Source organism: Bacillota bacterium (genome assembly GCA_013178305.1).
GTDB lineage: Bacteria > Bacillota > Sulfobacillia > JABLXB01 > JABLXB01 > JABLXB01.
In genome coordinates this window covers 14909-31760 of record JABLXB010000003.1, presented here as the reverse complement: position 1 = coordinate 31760, position 16852 = coordinate 14909, and the positions used below count along the sequence as shown (strand labels likewise).

Here is a 16852-nt window from a genome sequence, read left to right as displayed (position 1 = left end):
ATGAGCGGGAGGCGCCCGAACAGTGGACAAGCAGAAGACAATTGATAATATCGCCCGCGAAAACGGGGTTGCCCTGATGTACATCTTTGGCTCGCAGGTTAAGGCTGCAATGGAGATCCTGCAGGGTGCCCGGCGGGAAAGGGTCGACCCCCTTGCCGACATCGACGTTGGAGTCGTTTTTCGAGACGGTCTTCCCGGGCCGCGGGGCAGGATTGACCTGTACAGTTCGATACACAACGCTCTGCAGGACGTGTTTGCTCCCTATCCCGTTGACCTGGTGCTCTTGCAGGAGACTCATTCGGTATTCCAGGGCAACGCCATTTGCGGGCAATGCGTGTACTCATTGGATGCCGGGTTCAGGAGCGAATACGAGGAGAACGTACTCCGCCGTGCAGCGGACTTTCGCCCGTTTCTCGAGAGATATCTGGATGAGGTCCTGGAGGGGGTTTAGCATGCCAGTTGACAGGCTGCTGGTGAAGCAGAGACTTGCCCTGATCAGTACATGCCTCACCGAACTCGAGGCACTCTCCCTGCTGCCGAGGGAAGAATTCCTCAATGCCCGGACTGCCGCCTCCGCCGAGAGTTTCCTGAGGCGCGCTTTGGAGGCGGTATTCGATATCGGCCGGCACATCCTGGCCAAGAACGGTGGAACGGATATGGCCATGGAATACAAGGGCATCGCCCTGGGGCTCGGAAGAATGGGCATTGTGACTGCTGACTTACAACTGCAACTGGTCAAGATGGCGGGTTACAGGAACAGGCTGGTTCATTTGTACCATCAGGTTTCCAACGACGAATTGCACGAGATCATCAGGACGGACCTGGATGACATAAGGCGGTTCAAGGATCAGATACTGGCGTACATTTCAGGATAACCGCAAGGCCGGGTGGCTCATACTGGCGCCTTACTGCCGCAGCGCCTCGACCGGCGACAGGCCCGAAGCCTGGTACGCGGGATAGACGCCGAACAGGAGTCCGACAGCCAGGGCCGACGTAATAGCCACCCAGCAGGCGTTCCACGTGACTTCGGCTTCGATGCCGTAAGAGGCTATCGCGCGGCAACCGGCCACGCCCAGCAGGAGTCCGATCAGCCCGCCGGCCGCGCTCAGGAGGAACGCTTCAACGAGGAACTGGAATATGAGGTCGCCACGCTTGGCGCCGAACGCCTTTCGCAGGCCGATCTCCGATGTGCGCTCAGTCACCGACACGAGCATGATGTTCATGATGCCAAGCCCGCCGACCAGAAGCGATACGCCGGCGATTCCTCCAAGCATCAGCGTCATCACGCGATTGGCCTGGCTGGCCTCCTGCACGAGTTCGTTCAGGCTTGTGACCGAAAGTAACGTCTCGGGGCCGAGGCCCTTGTCCTTCTCGTAGGGCTTCGGCATCTCCATCCTGACGGACCCCGATGATCCCCACCCGCCGCGCGGGTAGTAGCGCCCATACGGACTATACAGGCCGTACGCCCCCCGCATTTTGATCGCCTTCTCGTCGTCGGGTTGCTGCTTGTCGAGACCGAGTTTCTTGTTGTAGATCCGGCTGATCTGCACCACGGCCGCGTCAACCGCCTCGCGGGAAACGCCCTGTGCCCACAACTCGTTCACGCGATAGCTCCGCGTCAAGCGCTGCGCCGACGTCAGCGGCAGCACGATCTTGTCGTCGATGTCGTCCGCCATCCCGGTCCCCTTGGGTTCCAGCACGCCTATTACGGTGAACCTCTGACCGTCGATGTAGATGCGCTGCCCGATCGGATTGCGGCCCTGAAACAGCGAATCCACCACATTGAATCCCAGCACGGCCACGCGGAGCCGCTCCTTGACGTGGAGGTGTGAGAAGAACCTGCCCGCAAGGAGCCGGTGCTGCCGCAAGGCCGGGAAATCCTCGGAGACCCCGATGATCTTGACCTCCTGGGCGCGACGCCTCCACTTCACCTGGCCCTCCGCTTTCACGACGGGCATGGCAAGGGATATCGTGGGCACGCGCGACTCCAGTGCACGCGCGTCCTCGGGGCGCAGCTCGGCGCGCCAGTGATGGCTTTCGATCTTGATGAGGTTCGTCCCCAGGCTTTCGAACTGGCGTACTATTGCCAGCCGCGCACCCTCGCCGATGCCCACCAGGCTCACTATCGAAGCCACGCCGATCGTGACGCCGATCACGGTGATCGCAGAGCGCAGGCGGTTCATCGCCACACCGCCGAGCGCCATCTCCACCCCGAACACGGCCCGCGTGAGGACTACGGGAAGCCACCCGCCCGGCGCGGAATCCGGCCGGGCCGGCGGAGGCGCCTGCATGCCAGGCTGCGGCTGTGCCTGCTGCTGCACGGTAGCGTTCATGGCTTGCGAGCCGGCGCCGGTGAGTCCACCGGCCTCTTCTGCGGCATCACCAGGGGCTCTTTCTTCTTGCCCTCTTCCTTGTTTTCCGCTTCGTTGCGGGCGCGGTCCAGGCGGTCCAGCGAGCTACCCGTGATGATCGCCTGCCCCTCGTCGAGCCCGCTCAGCACCTCGGCCACCTCGTCGTTGACAAGTCCTAGTTTGACGGGCACAGCCTTCGGCCCCTTATCCGTCAGTACCTCCACCATTGCCTCGCCGCCCTGTTCGAATACCGCCTCGATGGGCATAAGGAGGACGTCCTTTTTCTCGTCTATGAATATGGTGATGTTGGCGGTCATCCCAGGCTTGAGCTCCTGTGTCCCCTCCACCTCGAGGAACACCCCGTACTGGGCGAACCCGCCCTCCGTCTGACCCATCATGTCGACCCTGAGCACCTTCCCCTTGAACTTCTTCCCGGGAAGCGCCTCGACGCTCACCCCCGCTTCCTGGCCGTCCTGGAGGTGCACAACGTCGAGCTCGTCGACGCGTATCATGACGTTCATCTTGGAGTTGTCGAATATGTTACCGAGCGGCTCGCCCGCCCTGACGTAGGTGCCGGGGCCGCCGCGAATCCACGCCACCGTCCCGGTGATCGGCGACACCACGACCATCTTGTCGCGGATCTCCTGCTTCTTGGCTATCTTCACTTCGAGTTCGCGGATGTCGAGCTGCTTCTGCTCTACATAACGCTTGGTCGCCTCGCCACCGAGCGTCACAAGGGTTTGCCCCGATTTGACGAGGCCAAGATTGCGAACGTTGACCGCGGTGACGGTACCCTCGGCGAGCGACCTGACGACGGTCTCCTGCTTGTACCGGTCGACCTTGAGAGGCGACCCGACGGATACGTCGCCCCGCGGGGTGTGTATCGTCGCCCTGAACTCCTGATCCGGCTTGAACAACCCGGGGTTGTCGGCCTCAATCGTCACCCGGTACACGAACCCCTCGCCTTTGGGGATCGGCGTCGGGTCGACGTCGGTGACTGTTCCGCGCGCAAAACCCGAAAACTCACCGAACCTCATGGTTACCTGCTGGCCCTTCGCGACGCCGGGCATCTCGGTCGAGACGAGTTCAGCCACAGTGATCACCGATGAATCGTCGACGATTCGACCCACGAGCGTCCCTTCGGCCAGATTGTCTCCGACCTTCACGTCGAGGCTGACCAGTCGTCCCCCGATCGGCGCCATCACATACACGCCCCGGCCCGGGTCGACTCGGGTGACTTCCGACTTGGGTACACCGAGCACGTTAGCGAGCTGGAGTATGGCGCGCTCCAACTGGAACTCGAGTTCCGCCACCTCGTACGATACCTGCTCGTTTCTCAGCTTGGCGATGACCTGGCCCTTCTCAACCTTCTGGCCGCGATCGATGAGCATCTCTTCGATTGTGCCGTCTGCGGGGGCTTCGAGATTACTGAGGAATATCGGCTGAAGCTGCCCCGCCCCTTCCACCGCCACGCGGATCGTCCCGCGTTGCACCTGCGCGGTGGCGTATACCGGCGCGGCAGCCTTGTCCTTACCCTCGGAGGTCAGCCTGCCGTAGGCGGCGCGCCCGCCGATTGCGACGACCGCGCCCACCAGCAACAACCCGATAGTCTTACGACTGACCGTAACCCGAGGCACCTCGCTCATCGACCCGACCACTCCTTCAAATTCCGCCTGGCCGCGACCACCGTCGCCGCCGCCACATCCCGGTCGTACGCGGGTCAGTCCCGCTATGCCGGACTGTCGTCGACAACGTATCCGTCCTTCAACCGGATGACGCGCCTTCCGTAAGCCACCATCGCCTGGTCGTGCGTGACCTGGACAATCGTAACCCCGCGCTCGCTGTTTAGGTTTTGCAGGAGAATCATGATTTCCCTGCCCGTGTTGCTGTCGAGGTTCCCGGTGGGCTCGTCGGCCAGCACGATAACGGGTTCTCCGACGAGGGCCCGCGCTATAGCCACGCGCTGCTGCTGCCCGCCGGATAACTCCGTAGGCAAACGCCCTGTCTCGTTGGCCAACCCGACGGCGGCGAGCATCGCCTCCGCCTTCTCGCGGCGCTGACGTGGCACCACCCCACGATAGACGAGGGGCATCTCAACGTTCTGCCGGGCGGTAAGGCGCGGGAGGAGGTGGAATCCCTGGAACACGAACCCGAGACACTTGTTTCTCAGGTCGGCGAGCTGGCCGTCCCCGAGCCGGTCCACAGCCGTCCCCCCGATCCGGAATGACCCCGAACTGGGCCTGTCCAGGCACCCCACTATATTGAGCAGCGTGGACTTGCCGGAGCCCGACGGCCCCATGATGGAAACGAACTCACCGCTGCCAACGCGGAGACTGATTTCCCGGAGCGCGTGGACCTCCACCTTGCCGGAGCGGTATACCTTGCCAACCGAATTGAGTTCGACCAGGGACACTCTCATACCCCCTGAGATTACGACGACGCAGTATGGGGCGGGGTTCCATGGATAAACGTGGGCAGGCGTGCGTGTGCGCCTCCGCGTGGGGTGGCGGGCGCATGAAAACCCCCGCTCGTGGCGGGGGGGTCTTCTACATGGCACTGGGACTTGCGGCGTCGTTCACGTGAGATATCGTAGCGCGCGGGCGCCGCTGAATCCTTGCGCCGCCAGGCGCTCCATACAACGGTTCATCTCCTGATCCAGTACCGCCCCTGTAAACGCGGCCACCTCTCCCGTCGCCGGATCGACAACCACCGTGCGTTCGAGCGCCATGCCGCACGACCTGAGGACCTTCGCCACGCCGCCGCCGGCGCCGGGCCGCCCCCGCACCAGCCACCGCGAGCGCAGTTCCTCCGGCCGCAGAAGCCTGCTGATGCCGTAATCGTTCAGGGATGACACCGCGGCCGACTCCCGGGCCCTCTGGATCTCGAGGAGGTCTCCAACAATGGCGCTGGCAGTCGGCATACCGCCGGCCCCGCGACCAACGAAGAACAAGTTATCCATTGGGAATCCGCGGATCTCCACCGCGTTGAACGAATCCGTTACGGATGCCAGCTGGTGGGTGGCTGGAACGTACGCGGGGTGCACCCTCACCTCGACGCCGTCCCCTCCGTCCTGACGCGCGGCGACAGCGAGAATCTTGAGCACCATCCCCGTCGCCTTGCCTGCACTGATGTCACCGGCCGTGACGTTCTCGATCCCCTCTACGGATATCCCGCCCGGCCGGGCGGGCACACCGTACGCGAGCCTGGCCAGGATGCATATCTTCCTCGCAGCGTCGAGCCCTCGCACGTCCGCGGTCGGATCGCTCTCCGCGTATCCAAGGCGCTGCGCCTCCTTCAGCGCATCCTCCAGCGAAGCGCCCGTCTCCGCCATCTTCGTGAGTATGTAATTGGTGGTCCCGTTGACTATGCCGGCGATGCGGTCTATCCTGTTCGACCTCAGGTGGTTGGCCAGCGTCTTGATTATCGGGATCGCCCCGCAAACGCTGGCCTCGAACAAGATGGCGACGTTCCTCCTCGAAGCGACCTCGAGAAACTCGTCGAGGTGCTCGCTGATGAGGTCCTTGTTCGCAGTCACCACGTGTTTACCCGCCTCGAGCGAGCGCAGCACCATCTCGCGCGAGGGGTCGATCCTGCCTATCAGTTCCACTACGACCTCCACCGACGGGTCCCCGGTGATGTCGTCGAGGGTGGCCGCGATTGAGGCACCGTAGGCCCGTATGCGCTCGTGCTTGGACCGGTCGGGCTCCAGCACCTTCGTTATGGTGACGGGAGCACCGTTCACTCCCGCTATCCTCTCTCTGTCACGCGAGAGGATTTCGAGAAGGCTGCCCCCCACTGTACCCGCCCCAAGCAACGCGATGTTCACCATCTCAACTCCAGTTCAAGTACGTTTCGCCTAGTATATTCTCGTCGTGCGGCTACTGTATTCTGTAGCCCTCGGTCGATATCCTCCCCACACACGCCCCCCGGCCTGAGCGGCCCCCAGGGTCAGGAGTCCTCACGGCCGAGCGCTACCTCAAGGCAAAAGGGCCACCGGCTCGCAAACCGGCGGCCCTGACCCTGTTAACCGGACTATCTCAATTCTAACGCGTCAACCCCACTGCACGACCGGCAACCCCGTTTTCACTGTCGAGCATCCCGTGCTCGCCCCCGCAGCATGAAGGCTGCCCCCCGAGGCCGCCTGTACGCTCGGCCGCGCCCGGCCATGCCCAGGCGTGGAGCCTCGGCGGCACCACGTCGAGCGCGGTGAGGTGCTCGAATGTCTCGCGCTTGACTATGACGTCCCACTTGCCGTCGCGCACGAGTACCATCGCCGGTCGCGGCAGGCGGTTATAGTTGGATGCCATGGAGTAGTTGTAGGCTCCCGTCCCGAACGTGACCAGGATGTCGCCCCTGTGCGCTCGCGGCATGCCGGCCTGCTCTATCAGCACGTCGCCAGATTCGCAGCATTTGCCGACTACCCTGTACTCGGTCTCGGGCGCCTCTCCCGCCCGGTTGGCGAGCGCAGCGGTGTATCTGGCGCCGTACAGGGCCGGGCGCGGGTTGTCGCCCATCCCACCGTCGACGAATACGTAGTTCCTGCGGTTACCGGAGAGCTTGGTGCCCCCCACGGTGTACAGCGTCACGCCTGCGCCGTTGATGATGGAGCGGCCCGGTTCGATGATTATCCTCGGCAACTGCGCGCTAGCGTAGCTGCCGTCGCCGGCGTCGCCGGGATGGGCCTTCCTCCATTCCTCCTTGACTGTGCGGCACAACGACTTCACGTAGTCTTCAATGGATGGCGGTCTCTGACCAGTGGCATCCGCGACCCCTAGCCCGCCGCCGAGGCTGAGTTCGTCCGGCAGATCCCTCGCGGCGAACGCCGCGCCGGTCTGGCGCTGGATCTCGCTCCTGACCCTGACGAGGGTCTGGACCATTACCGACGACGCGGCCTCGAAAGGCTTCGTCTCGAGTATCTGGGAACCGATGTGGCAGTGGATGCCTTTAACCGCCAGGACACCCGACCTCGCGGCCGAACGCGCGAGGTGGGCGGCCTCCCGCAGCGATACTCCGAACTTCGAATCCGTGGTCCCCGTCTGCACGTAGTGGTGGCAGTGCGCCTCGATGCCGGGCCTTACGCGGATCAGGATGGCCGCGTTTCGCCCCCTGGCCGCCGCCAGGCGGCCCAGGACCTCGAGCTCGATCGCGCTGTCCACCACGAACCGGCCGACGCCGTAGTCGAGGCCGAGCGCGATCTCCTCATCGGACTTGTTGTTGCCGTGGAAGTAGATGCGCTCGGGCGGGAAACCGGCGGTGACGGCGGTGTGGAGTTCTCCCCCCGAGACCACGTCCAGGGAGAGTCCTTCCTGGTGCATGATGCTGACTAGCGCGCGATTGGAGAGAGCCTTGGATGCGTACGCCACGTCCCAGTGGGGGTAATTCTGCGTGAATGCCTCGCGGTAACGCCTGCATTGAGCGCGGATGAACGATTCGTCCAGTACATACAGCGGTGTGCCCATCCTCTTGGCCAGGACCGCCAGGTCAACGCCGCCCATCTCCAGGTGACCGGCCCCGTTGACCCTCAAGCCGCTGCATATACCCATGCTGCCCGGAATACCCTGGACCCCGTGGTTTCCCCCGGGATTCTCGACAGGTGTCTCGATCATGCCTTCTTCCATTTATGGAGACCTCCCTGAATTGGTATACCCCCTGGGAAAACGTCAAGGCCACCAGCAGCGCACTGCGGTGGCCCGAAAGCCTCGACTTACCGCAATACCCTCCCTTCCCCGCCCTGTGAGTAGCGCTCCACCTGGACCATCGGGCAGATCCAGGTGACAGTGTCGCACCTGTTCGGCTGCGACCCCAGCCCGGCCTGGCGGCCGGACTTCGGCGGCGGTCCCTTTCGCTCACGGGTTGACGCTCGAAAGCGTACTCGCCCTGCTCACCCACGGTTACTCATGAACGCCGCGCCTCTGACTCACCCCTTTTGAAGGAGATGAGGCGTATACTCGATATTCCGTTTGTTTAATATCTAGCATCCGAGTGGCCGCATGTCAAGCGAAAAGTTTGCTGTTGTGAAAAGTTTACTGTACGGCCTCGCGGTCTCGGTTGGAGGCTCGCTCTACTTCGGGCCGCCTCGGCGGCCCCTTGCGTTTTGACCACGGGACCTGCCGCCGCATCATCGAGATCCCGTCATACCGACGGCATTGAACCCCGCTACAACGAAATGCTTGTCATAGCAAAAGGCGTCCCGAATGGAGCGGCCTGACATCACGGCGAAGCTCGCCGCGTCGACATAGCTTATCGGATGGTCAGCGTACTTGCGCAGGACCCGGAGTGCCTCCTCCTCGATCCCCCTGTTCGAATAGACAATCTGGATTCGGCCGCTCGACGTCGTGTTTTCGATGAAAGCGAAGGCTACTCTGCTGTTGACTCTCCTCATCAACGTCGTGTGTGTCTCGGCCAGGACCAGGTTCGTGGTGACCAGGCGCGAATTCTTCAGAAGACTCTCATACACCCCGGCGGCCGCCTTATGGTTGAGCTCGTTGGTATCAACCAGTGCGACCCAGGCGCTTGTGTCAACGAAAACCTCGTTCACCGGCGCCCCCCTTTCACTGGTGGCCGGCCAGCTTTCCGGTCCCCGGTGGCGCTATCCCCGCCCCCATCGAACTTGGCCATGACGTGCTCGGCGACGTAGTAATCGTGGTTCTCGGGCCCGTCCGTCACGTCCGACCTTCCGAGGCCGATTATTCTCATCGCGGGGTCGTCCTCGAGGGGCAAGCTGGCGAAGTACTGGGCTATGCTCTCCCTGACGATGTCGGCCATGGACGTTTTCCTTCTCTCCGCGATGTCCCTGAGCAACTCGATCTGGCGTTCGTCTAGGTACACCTGGAGCGGTCGCCTTTCCATGCTCATTGCCGTCCCTTCATTATGCGCATGCATGTCGCTGTGTTCATTATATCCAAGTAATGTCGTGCATGTCAATGATCGGCGAGGCATGAATGGAGCCAATGTCAGCGGGCGTGTGCGGGCCTGCATTGGTTGACAGCACGGTCGGTCGGGTGAGGGTTAACGGGGCCAGGGGTCTCCTAGCGGTCCTTCGCGCAGTCCCCCGGCCGGAAGATGCACAAGGCGGCCGTGTAAACCGCTAGAGCAGTACCGATAACGGCGCACCACGTCACGCCACGCGTTCCACCGTAGTAGAGGAGTGGGAAAGACCCCACGAGGAGGACCAGCCGGGAAACAGGGCCAGGGCAAGGCAGTCTGAGCATGGGCATCACCTCACAACCACGGTCCGTGACGCGATTATCATGCACAGCACGCCGGTTGCCACGATGACCGGGACGCTGTACAGCAACGCATCCCTCATGAGGCGGCCCTCGCACCCCTCGAGGCCTACTGTGGCGGCGCCCAGGACGATCTTGGACGGCGCGACCAGGCTCCCCACTGACCCACCCACGGTCTGGGCGGCCGCCAACACCACCGGGTCCATGCCCAGCGCCCTCGCGGTCTCAACCTGGAACTTCCCGAAAAGGACGTTCGAGCTCGCGTTGCTGCCCGACAGGAAGCTACCGAGGCCCCCCAGTAGCGGCGATATCACTGGAAAGAACCTGCCGGATAACCATGCGAACGCCACGGCCAGGTCGGTCGTCATGCCGGAATCGTTCATTATCAGCGCCATCATTACGAGGAACGCCGTCGACAATGCGGCAGGCAGGCATTGCCTGAGAGAATCGTTCCACGCCTGGCGGATAGCGTCCGGAGTCATCAGCCCGCATGCACGGTAGATCGCCACGCCGAGCGCGGTAGCGATCAGGAGTACCGGCGCCGGGTGACTCACCAGCCCGATCCAGCTGTATCGTACCTCCGGCTTGACCACGAGGCCAAGCGGAGTGGTGTAGCCCGGGTACGAGAGTCCCCAGCCAAAGCTCTTCAGGCCGGTCTTGACGGCGGGGACCTGAGCCATCACGAGCATCACGACCATCGCCAGGTAAGGCGCGAGCGTAACCCACCATGGGGCGGCCGGCAGCGCGCACGCCTCCGCCGCTGCACACCCATCCACCGCCTGCGGGCCGGCGCCCCGCCGCCAGCCCCGGGGGGCACAAAGATTCGATAATAGGAACACAGTCAGGCACCCCACAGCGCCCGAAATGATGGCGCCGCCTTCGGGGACCCCGTTCGTAACCACAGCCCATTGCGTGAGCGCCATCGCAGATCCAGTGACCACGACAACCACGGTGTTCTCGAGAAGGCCCCGTCGTCCACCGGCGATATACGCCACACCCAGGCCTGTGAGCAGGATGGGTACAACGGCCATTACCGCCGACTGATGGGCAAGTGCGGTTTTCGGAAGGCCGGTCACAAGCTGTATAGCCCAGTAGGACGTCGCCATGGAGCCGAAGTTAATCGACCACGAATGACCGAGCAACGTCGCCGTCACAGCCGCCAGCGGCGGGAAACCCCGCTCCGCCAGTATCGGGGATATAACGACCACGGGCACGCCGAAGCCGCCGATGCCCTGCATTACCCCTGTGAAGCACCACGCGAGGATGAGCGCCTCAGCGACGGGGGTCCCACCGAGCAGGGACACGCCGCGGGAGATGACCCTGACGCCGCCGCCACCGCGCACGATGTTGTACAGCAGTGAGGCGCCCCAGATAATAGTGATGATGAACACCGCGAGGCTCATGCCCTTCGCGTTTGCGATCGCGAGGTTGGACAGGTTGAGGCAGTACGCGGTTGCAGCGACTCCCATGGCTGTGACCCAGCCTGCCGCGCCCGCCTTGGAGGCGTTCCACCCAAGGCTGAGCATTCCGGCCAGTACTACGAGCAGTGGCAACGATGCGAAAACCGCGCGAATGCCTCCGGTCAAATCTCACACTCCAACGCTCAAGTCCGCCTCGGGTGACCCCGCATCAACCCAGAACTCCGTCACGAGGGCCGCCTCAAGTACCGTTTTGCACAGCGATGCGAGGTCCTCCCTGGCCGCGCGCACCTGATCCGAGGTCTTTCCGTAAAACCCGTCGATCGGGAAGAACACCCGTCCGGAAGATGCCGTTATCTTGCCGTTTTCGCTCTGCCTCCAGACCCACCTGCGAGTACGTATCTGATTGCCGCTTACGTAAACCATCTCGCCGGGCGGGACAACCTCGAATCCGGCCGAGCCGAACGGGGTGAACGTGTCGTCATCCCGCGAGGGTCTTATCTCCACGTCACCTGCGAACGAATCGATGTCATGCGCTCCGATAGGCACCACGTGACGTAAGGACACTACGTTCGCGCCGTTAACCACGTTGTTGATGCTGGGCAGTCCCCCGCCCTTCGCCAGCCTGCTGAGCAAAGCCTCGATCGAGCTCGGGAAGCGGTTGGGATTCCAGCCGAGCCTGGTGAACGCATCCCGCCACGCAGCCACGCCGGGGTGCTCACGCACATCCTGTACGCTCTTGAAGAGCCCCCGCAATTTATCGCATTCGGCGCGGAGCGCGGATTCGAGGGACGGGTCGGGCTCCCTTGGCGGGATCCCCTCCGCCGCCACCACCCCGAAACACGCCTCGGGGAACGCGGCGAACAGTTCACGGCTTACGCGAAATACGGGCATCGGGGTTTCCTCCTGTCCATGCCGACGCTTACATATTAGCGCTTCACGCGGACCTCGCACAAGCCGGCACCGCCGTGACGCCGGGCCTGGAGGGAAACGACGCCTCCCCTGGAATATTATGGCCATAATCCTGATTAATTTGAGGTGTGCGGATATGGCCAGGCAAAGGGAATTCGGGTTCCTGCAAAGGCTCGACGCCAACCTCGTTACGGGCGTGTGCCGCGACCTCGTCCGGATCAACACCGTCAACCCGCCGGGTGACGAGAAGGCGGCCGCGGAATACGTCGTCAATTTCCTCGGCAGATACGGATTCGAGGGACGACTGCTGGAACACGGTGATTCGCGGGCAACCGCGTTGTGCAGGCTGAGGGGCCGGGGTGACGCCCCCGCAGTGGTCTTCAACGGCCACCTGGATGTGGTCCCCGCGGGTACGCAGAAGTGGGCTGTCGATCCATTCGAAGGTACGATCCAGTCCAGCAGGGTTTGGGGGCGTGGTTCGGCCGACATGAAGGGCGGGCTTGCCGCCATGATGGTGGCCCTGAAGGCGATCGCCGAGGCGGGTCCGCCGCTCCGCGGGGACATCGTGCTGACGGCGACAGCAGGAGAGGAAGTGGATATGTCCGGCGCGAAGGCGCTGGTGGTGGAGCACGACCTCGCGGGCGCACAGGCGATCATCATAGCGGAACCGACCGACAACCGGATCGGTGTAGCGGAGCGTGGGCTGTTCTGGCTGGAGATCACCACCTGCGGCAAGACCGCTCACGGCTCCACGCCTCACCTGGGCAAAAACGCGATAATGATGATGCTCCCGCTGCTTCAGCGGCTTGACCGGCTCGATATCCCGTTTACCAGGCATCCGCTGCTGGGCGGATTCACTCGCAGCATCAACACGATTGCGGGCGGCGTAAAGACGAACGTCGTGCCCGACCGCTGCGTGGCGACGGTCGACATGCGCACCGTGCCCGGGCAGTCCCACGCCGGGATACTCGAACAGGTGGAGCGCCTCCTCTCGGATGCGGAGGCCACAGATCAGTCGTTCAGGGGGTCAGTCAGGGCCGTCCACGACCTGCCGGCGGTCGAGACCGCTCCCGATCACCCCGCGGTGCGGTTATTCATCGATGCGGTCGCCGGCGTCACTGGCCAGAGGCTTACCCCTGGGGCTGTCCCATTCGCGACCGAGGCGGCGGTTTTCGTCCCGGCGCTCGGCGCTCCGTCGATAATCTGCGGACCGGGGGACCCCGCGCTTGCGCACCAGCCGGATGAATACGTCGAGATCGACAAGATGCTCGATGCTGCGAGGATATACGTGCGGGCTGTTGAGAGGATGCTACTGTAGGTCAAGGAGGCTCAGACGCGCCCCACGGACCCGAACACGAGTAGGCTGACAAGCCGCTCGCCGTAGACCCGCTTTGCGGCATGCAAAGTCTCGTGGAGTATCGCCTGGAACTTCTCGCGGATCCGTGGTGCTCCCGCTGAGCTACCATCAGCCGCGCACACGCGCCGGCTACTCAAATGGGGTCTCGCCTCCTGGATGTATGAGTTCCTCGAACCCCTTCCATTCCCTTCTACCGCTGGTATTATTCCCAACTTACCGCACGCGCGGCCGTGGCCGGCGTCCGCGCTGGCTCGTCCTTTACAGCGCGCCGCCGGCTTCACCCCGTATCATTTCGACCAGCCGGCCGACCAGCTCCGGCAGGGTCTCCTGTCCAATACCTACAACATCGACACCGCAACGATTGACCGGCAACAGGACCTTCCTGGCCCTGCTTTTCGCAATCGCCTCGGCCATCCTGGGAGTGAGTTCGCCGTACATCGAATGCGCCAGGACTATTCCGAGGCAACCGGCGATGACGTCCACCGCGGCAGCCGTTTGAACAATCGCGTTCTCGCCCGTGGCTCCGTGATCAGCGCCCGCTTTCAGCATGGCCGCCGTGGCGAGTGCATTGGTGCCCAACGCGATGAGTTCGGCGCCGCTCAAATCTTGCTTGAGCCGGGCAACTATAATCTTGCCTATTCCGCCACCCTGACCGTCGACAACCGCTATTCTCAATTGCCCGCACCGCCTGACGAAACCCCGCGAACTCGCAGCCTGAGGTCCCTGAAGCCGCTTTTCGCCGTCGGTATCTCGAATACCTTTGCGGCGTACCGAACCCACGGATTGGATTGGATGCCATCAAGTCGCCTGTTTGCGCCCCGGCGAAAGGTCAACAATAACCGGGGAGGTGTTTTGACATGATGATGGGTATGCGGCACAGGGGGCGGGGAGCCATGGGGATGGGAATGCTCGCGCTCGTTTCCGTGCTTATGACCGTCCCGTTGCTCTGGCTTATGAAGGACATAGCTGATACGCTCCATGCGATCGCCGAGAAACCGTGACATGCTCCGCTGTGTCCGGCTGAACGACCCCGACAAGAGCACCCGTGTGGTGCTCTTTCAACTGATTGTGCTGAAGGAACAGTGAGTGCGGGTCTTGAAACACCACATAAGTTGCGGCTATAACGAAATTGCGGCGCAGCTCCGGGGCCCAGTTCGACCCGGGTGTCATCGAGGGGTTCATCTTGCTGACTGCCGGGCAGTGGAATACCCCGGTGCGACGCCACATGAAGGCAGGTGGAATCGCCGTTGACCCGTGATTATCTCATTATCGACCGTTTTGAGGGTGACTGGGCCGTGTTGGAACTGGCGGGCACACCGTTCAGCGTTCCGAGGTCGGTAATCCCGCCCGGCGCAAAGGAAGGCGACGTCCTGCGGTTCAGCCTCGATGTAGACGCGGCAAGCACTAAACGACGTCGCGAGAGCATAAGAACACTGGAGGCAGAACTGTTCAAGTAGCTCCGCTCCCGGAGGGCGCCCATGAAGCGATTCCTGTACTCGCACGGCCGGATCTGTCTCGTAATCGTCTTGCTGCTGACGCTTCTGCCGGGCTGCTTCGTCCCAGCGCCCGCGCCGCCCGGCGCGTCGCCGGGTCCAGGCGCCGCCGAAAAACCGCCGTCCTCCCCCGCTCCTCCCCCGTCCACACCCGCTGAGCCGGCGCGCCCGGCCCTGTCGGTTCACGTAATAGACGTGGGCCAGGGCGACGGCATACTAGTGAAGCTCCCGGATGGAAGGACCATGCTGGTCGACGCCGCCGAGCCCGGCAAGGGTAAGGTAGTCGTCGCGTACCTGAAGGCGGAAGGGGTCAGTAAGATAGACTACCTGGTGGCCACGCACCCGCACTCCGACCACATAGGCGGGATGGCCGAGGTCGTCAGGGCGTTTGCAGTGGGCGACGTCTACATGCCGAAGACGGGTCACACCTCGGCGCACTACGAGGAATTCCTGCGCGAACTGAAAAAGCGCGACCTCAAGGTGAACGAGGCCCGGAAAGGAGTGAGAGTGCTCGACACCGGGGGCCTTTCGATCTCCTTCATCGCCCCTTCGGGCAAGAACTACGCCGAACTCAACGACTGGTCGGCCGTCGCGCGGATCGAGTACGGAGACGCAATCATCCTCCTGACAGGAGACGCGGGAGCCAGGTCCGAGCAGGAGATGCTCCTGGCCTCGGAGGTCTCACCCCGCGCTGACGTGTTGAAGGTCGGCCACCACGGGAGCGGCACGTCGAGTTCGGCCGGATTCCTCAAGGCCGTCTCGCCGTCTTACGCCATCATCTCGGTGGGCGCCGGCAACGCGTTCGGCCACCCATCCGAGCGGACGCTGGCCAGGCTCCACGCGGCCGGGGCCAGGGTATACAGGACGGACCTGCACGGGACGGTCGTGGTCGAAACCGACGGGAAGGCCATCAGCGTCAGGCATGCGCGGAAGGGCGATTGAAAGCCAGGCGGCGATCGGCATAGCACATCCTGCGACGGCCTATCATAAGCAGGAATAGGCGCAGTATAGTCGAATCTCCCTCACCATCTTTCGACCCGCAATTTGCGGCCTGGCCCGCGCCAGACTAAACCCCGGGAGTGATGTGCCGTATGTCATCTCACAGAAGCACTGACCCCACTTCTCTATTCCGCAGGTACGAAGGCAATCCTATACTGACGAGGCGCTCCTGGCCGTACTCTGTGAGCGCCGTTTTCAACCCCGCCGCAGTGCGGTTCAATGACGAAACGCTGCTACTCGTGCGGGTTGAGGACCTTCGCGGGAATTCGCACCTCACCGCCGCCCGCAGCAGGGATGGCAAGACAGACTGGCGAATCGATCCAAGACCGACGTTCTATCCGGACCCGGATTACCACGAGGAGCACTGGGGGACCGAGGATCCGCGCGCGGTCTGGGTGAGAGAACTCGGCGAGTATGCAATCACCTACACCTCGTTCTCGAGAGGCGGTCCCGTCGTATCGCTTGCGACGACCAGAGATTTCGTGAATTTCAAGAGGTTCGGCGCGCTGTTACCGCCCGAAGACAAGGACGCGTCCCTTTTCCCCAGGCGCATCGGCGGGTTGTTCGCCCTGATACACAGGCCGATAATACGGGGCGAAGCCCACATATGGATCGCGATGTCTCCAGACCTCGAATTCTGGGGACGGCACCAGGTCCTCATACCGGTCCGCCCCGGTTGCTGGGACAACAACAGGGTCGGGCTGGGGCCCCCGCCCATAGAGACGCCCGAGGGCTGGCTCGTAATCTACCACGGGGTGCGGGCGACCGCAGCCGGCCTGCTGTATCGCGTGGGACTGGCCCTGCTTGACCTCGACGAGCCGTGGCGAGTGCTCAGGCGCAGTGACGAATGGGTTTTCAGCCCCCAGGAGGTCTACGAACAGAGGGGGGACGTACCCGGCGTAACGTTCCCAACAGGGGTAACGCTCAACGAGAAAACGCGGGAACTCTACATGTACTACGGCGCCGCCGACTCCAGCGTGGCGCTGGCGGTCGCGAACATCGACGACCTGGTCGAATACATCCTGAAATGTCCATCACCAGCATTCGCCGACTAGCGCGGCGGGCGTAACGCGCTACCGCGGCGGGCGTACAAATC

Annotated in this window: 18 protein-coding genes; 7 read left to right on the top strand and 11 right to left on the bottom strand. The window is 63.1% G+C overall.

The genetic code is table 11. From position 1 onward, the window contains the following. Window positions 1-76 precede the first annotated feature (76 nt). Both HPY55_07885 and HPY55_07880 read left to right on the top strand, forming a co-directional pair. Complete coding sequence (locus tag HPY55_07885; protein ID NPV70546.1) at window positions 77-451, top strand: nucleotidyltransferase domain-containing protein; 375 nt, start codon at window positions 77-79, stop codon at window positions 449-451. Window position 452: 1 nt separating this feature from the next. Continuing rightward, window positions 453-875, top strand: a complete 423-nt coding sequence (locus tag HPY55_07880; GenBank protein ID NPV70545.1) for a DUF86 domain-containing protein — start codon at window positions 453-455, stop codon at window positions 873-875. Between the two features lie 30 nt (window positions 876-905). On the opposite strand, the gene HPY55_07875 is transcribed toward HPY55_07880, so the two are convergent. From HPY55_07875 to HPY55_07835, 9 genes are all read right to left on the bottom strand, one after another. Then, on the bottom strand, window positions 906-2291 hold the full coding sequence (locus HPY55_07875; protein ID NPV70544.1) for an FtsX-like permease family protein: 1386 nt from the start codon (window positions 2289-2291) through the stop codon (window positions 906-908). A 38-nt stretch (window positions 2292-2329) separates the two neighbouring features. After that, window positions 2330-3997 (bottom strand): efflux RND transporter periplasmic adaptor subunit, encoded by a 1668-nt coding sequence (locus tag HPY55_07870; GenBank protein NPV70543.1) that lies wholly within the window; start codon window positions 3995-3997, stop codon window positions 2330-2332. Between the two features lie 83 nt (window positions 3998-4080). After that, window positions 4081-4758 carry an ABC transporter ATP-binding protein gene (locus tag HPY55_07865; protein NPV70542.1) on the bottom strand — a complete coding sequence of 226 codons (678 nt, stop codon included), beginning with the start codon at window positions 4756-4758 and terminating at the stop codon, window positions 4081-4083. A 168-nt stretch (window positions 4759-4926) separates the two neighbouring features. Further along, window positions 4927-6177: a homoserine dehydrogenase gene (locus HPY55_07860; GenBank protein NPV70541.1), complete on the bottom strand. Its 1251-nt coding sequence runs from the start codon at window positions 6175-6177 to the stop codon at window positions 4927-4929. A 217-nt stretch (window positions 6178-6394) separates the two neighbouring features. Then, a complete protein-coding gene (gene lysA, locus HPY55_07855) occupies window positions 6395-7894 on the bottom strand; it encodes a diaminopimelate decarboxylase (GenBank protein ID NPV70540.1) in 1500 nt (499 codons plus the stop codon). A 575-nt stretch (window positions 7895-8469) separates the two neighbouring features. After that, entirely contained in the window at window positions 8470-8889 is a 420-nt protein-coding gene (locus tag HPY55_07850) for a type II toxin-antitoxin system VapC family toxin (GenBank protein NPV70539.1), read from the bottom strand. Then, window positions 8886-9206 carry a ribbon-helix-helix protein, CopG family gene (locus HPY55_07845; protein NPV70538.1) on the bottom strand — a complete coding sequence of 107 codons (321 nt, stop codon included), beginning with the start codon at window positions 9204-9206 and terminating at the stop codon, window positions 8886-8888. The genes HPY55_07850 and HPY55_07845 overlap by 4 nt, the downstream gene beginning before the upstream one ends. Before the next feature lie 361 nt (window positions 9207-9567). Next, complete coding sequence (locus HPY55_07840) at window positions 9568-11163, bottom strand: L-lactate permease (protein ID NPV70537.1); 1596 nt, start codon at window positions 11161-11163, stop codon at window positions 9568-9570. A 3-nt stretch (window positions 11164-11166) separates the two neighbouring features. Next, a complete protein-coding gene (locus HPY55_07835; protein NPV70536.1) occupies window positions 11167-11889 on the bottom strand; it encodes a hypothetical protein in 723 nt (240 codons plus the stop codon). Between the two features lie 154 nt (window positions 11890-12043). Here HPY55_07835 and HPY55_07830 point away from each other — a divergent pair, with 154 nt between their 5' ends. Beyond that, entirely contained in the window at window positions 12044-13225 is a 1182-nt protein-coding gene (locus tag HPY55_07830) for a M20 family metallopeptidase (protein ID NPV70535.1), read from the top strand. Window positions 13226-13236: 11 nt separating this feature from the next. On the opposite strand, the gene HPY55_07825 is transcribed toward HPY55_07830, so the two are convergent. Both HPY55_07825 and HPY55_07820 read right to left on the bottom strand, forming a co-directional pair. Then, window positions 13237-13401 carry a hypothetical protein gene (locus HPY55_07825; protein NPV70534.1) on the bottom strand — a complete coding sequence of 55 codons (165 nt, stop codon included), beginning with the start codon at window positions 13399-13401 and terminating at the stop codon, window positions 13237-13239. A gap of 121 nt (window positions 13402-13522) precedes the next feature. After that, complete coding sequence (locus HPY55_07820; GenBank protein NPV70533.1) at window positions 13523-13939, bottom strand: DUF3842 family protein; 417 nt, start codon at window positions 13937-13939, stop codon at window positions 13523-13525. 182 nt (window positions 13940-14121) lie between these two features. Between HPY55_07820 and HPY55_07815 the strand changes: the two genes are divergently transcribed. From HPY55_07815 to HPY55_07800, 4 genes are all read left to right on the top strand, one after another. Next, on the top strand, window positions 14122-14265 hold the full coding sequence (locus HPY55_07815; protein ID NPV70532.1) for a hypothetical protein: 144 nt from the start codon (window positions 14122-14124) through the stop codon (window positions 14263-14265). A gap of 234 nt (window positions 14266-14499) precedes the next feature. Further along, entirely contained in the window at window positions 14500-14721 is a 222-nt protein-coding gene (locus HPY55_07810; protein ID NPV70531.1) for a DUF3006 domain-containing protein, read from the top strand. Window positions 14722-14742: 21 nt separating this feature from the next. Then, entirely contained in the window at window positions 14743-15699 is a 957-nt protein-coding gene (locus HPY55_07805; protein NPV70530.1) for an MBL fold metallo-hydrolase, read from the top strand. Between the two features lie 149 nt (window positions 15700-15848). Next, complete coding sequence (locus HPY55_07800) at window positions 15849-16811, top strand: glycosidase (GenBank protein NPV70529.1); 963 nt, start codon at window positions 15849-15851, stop codon at window positions 16809-16811. Window positions 16812-16852: the final 41 nt, after the last annotated feature.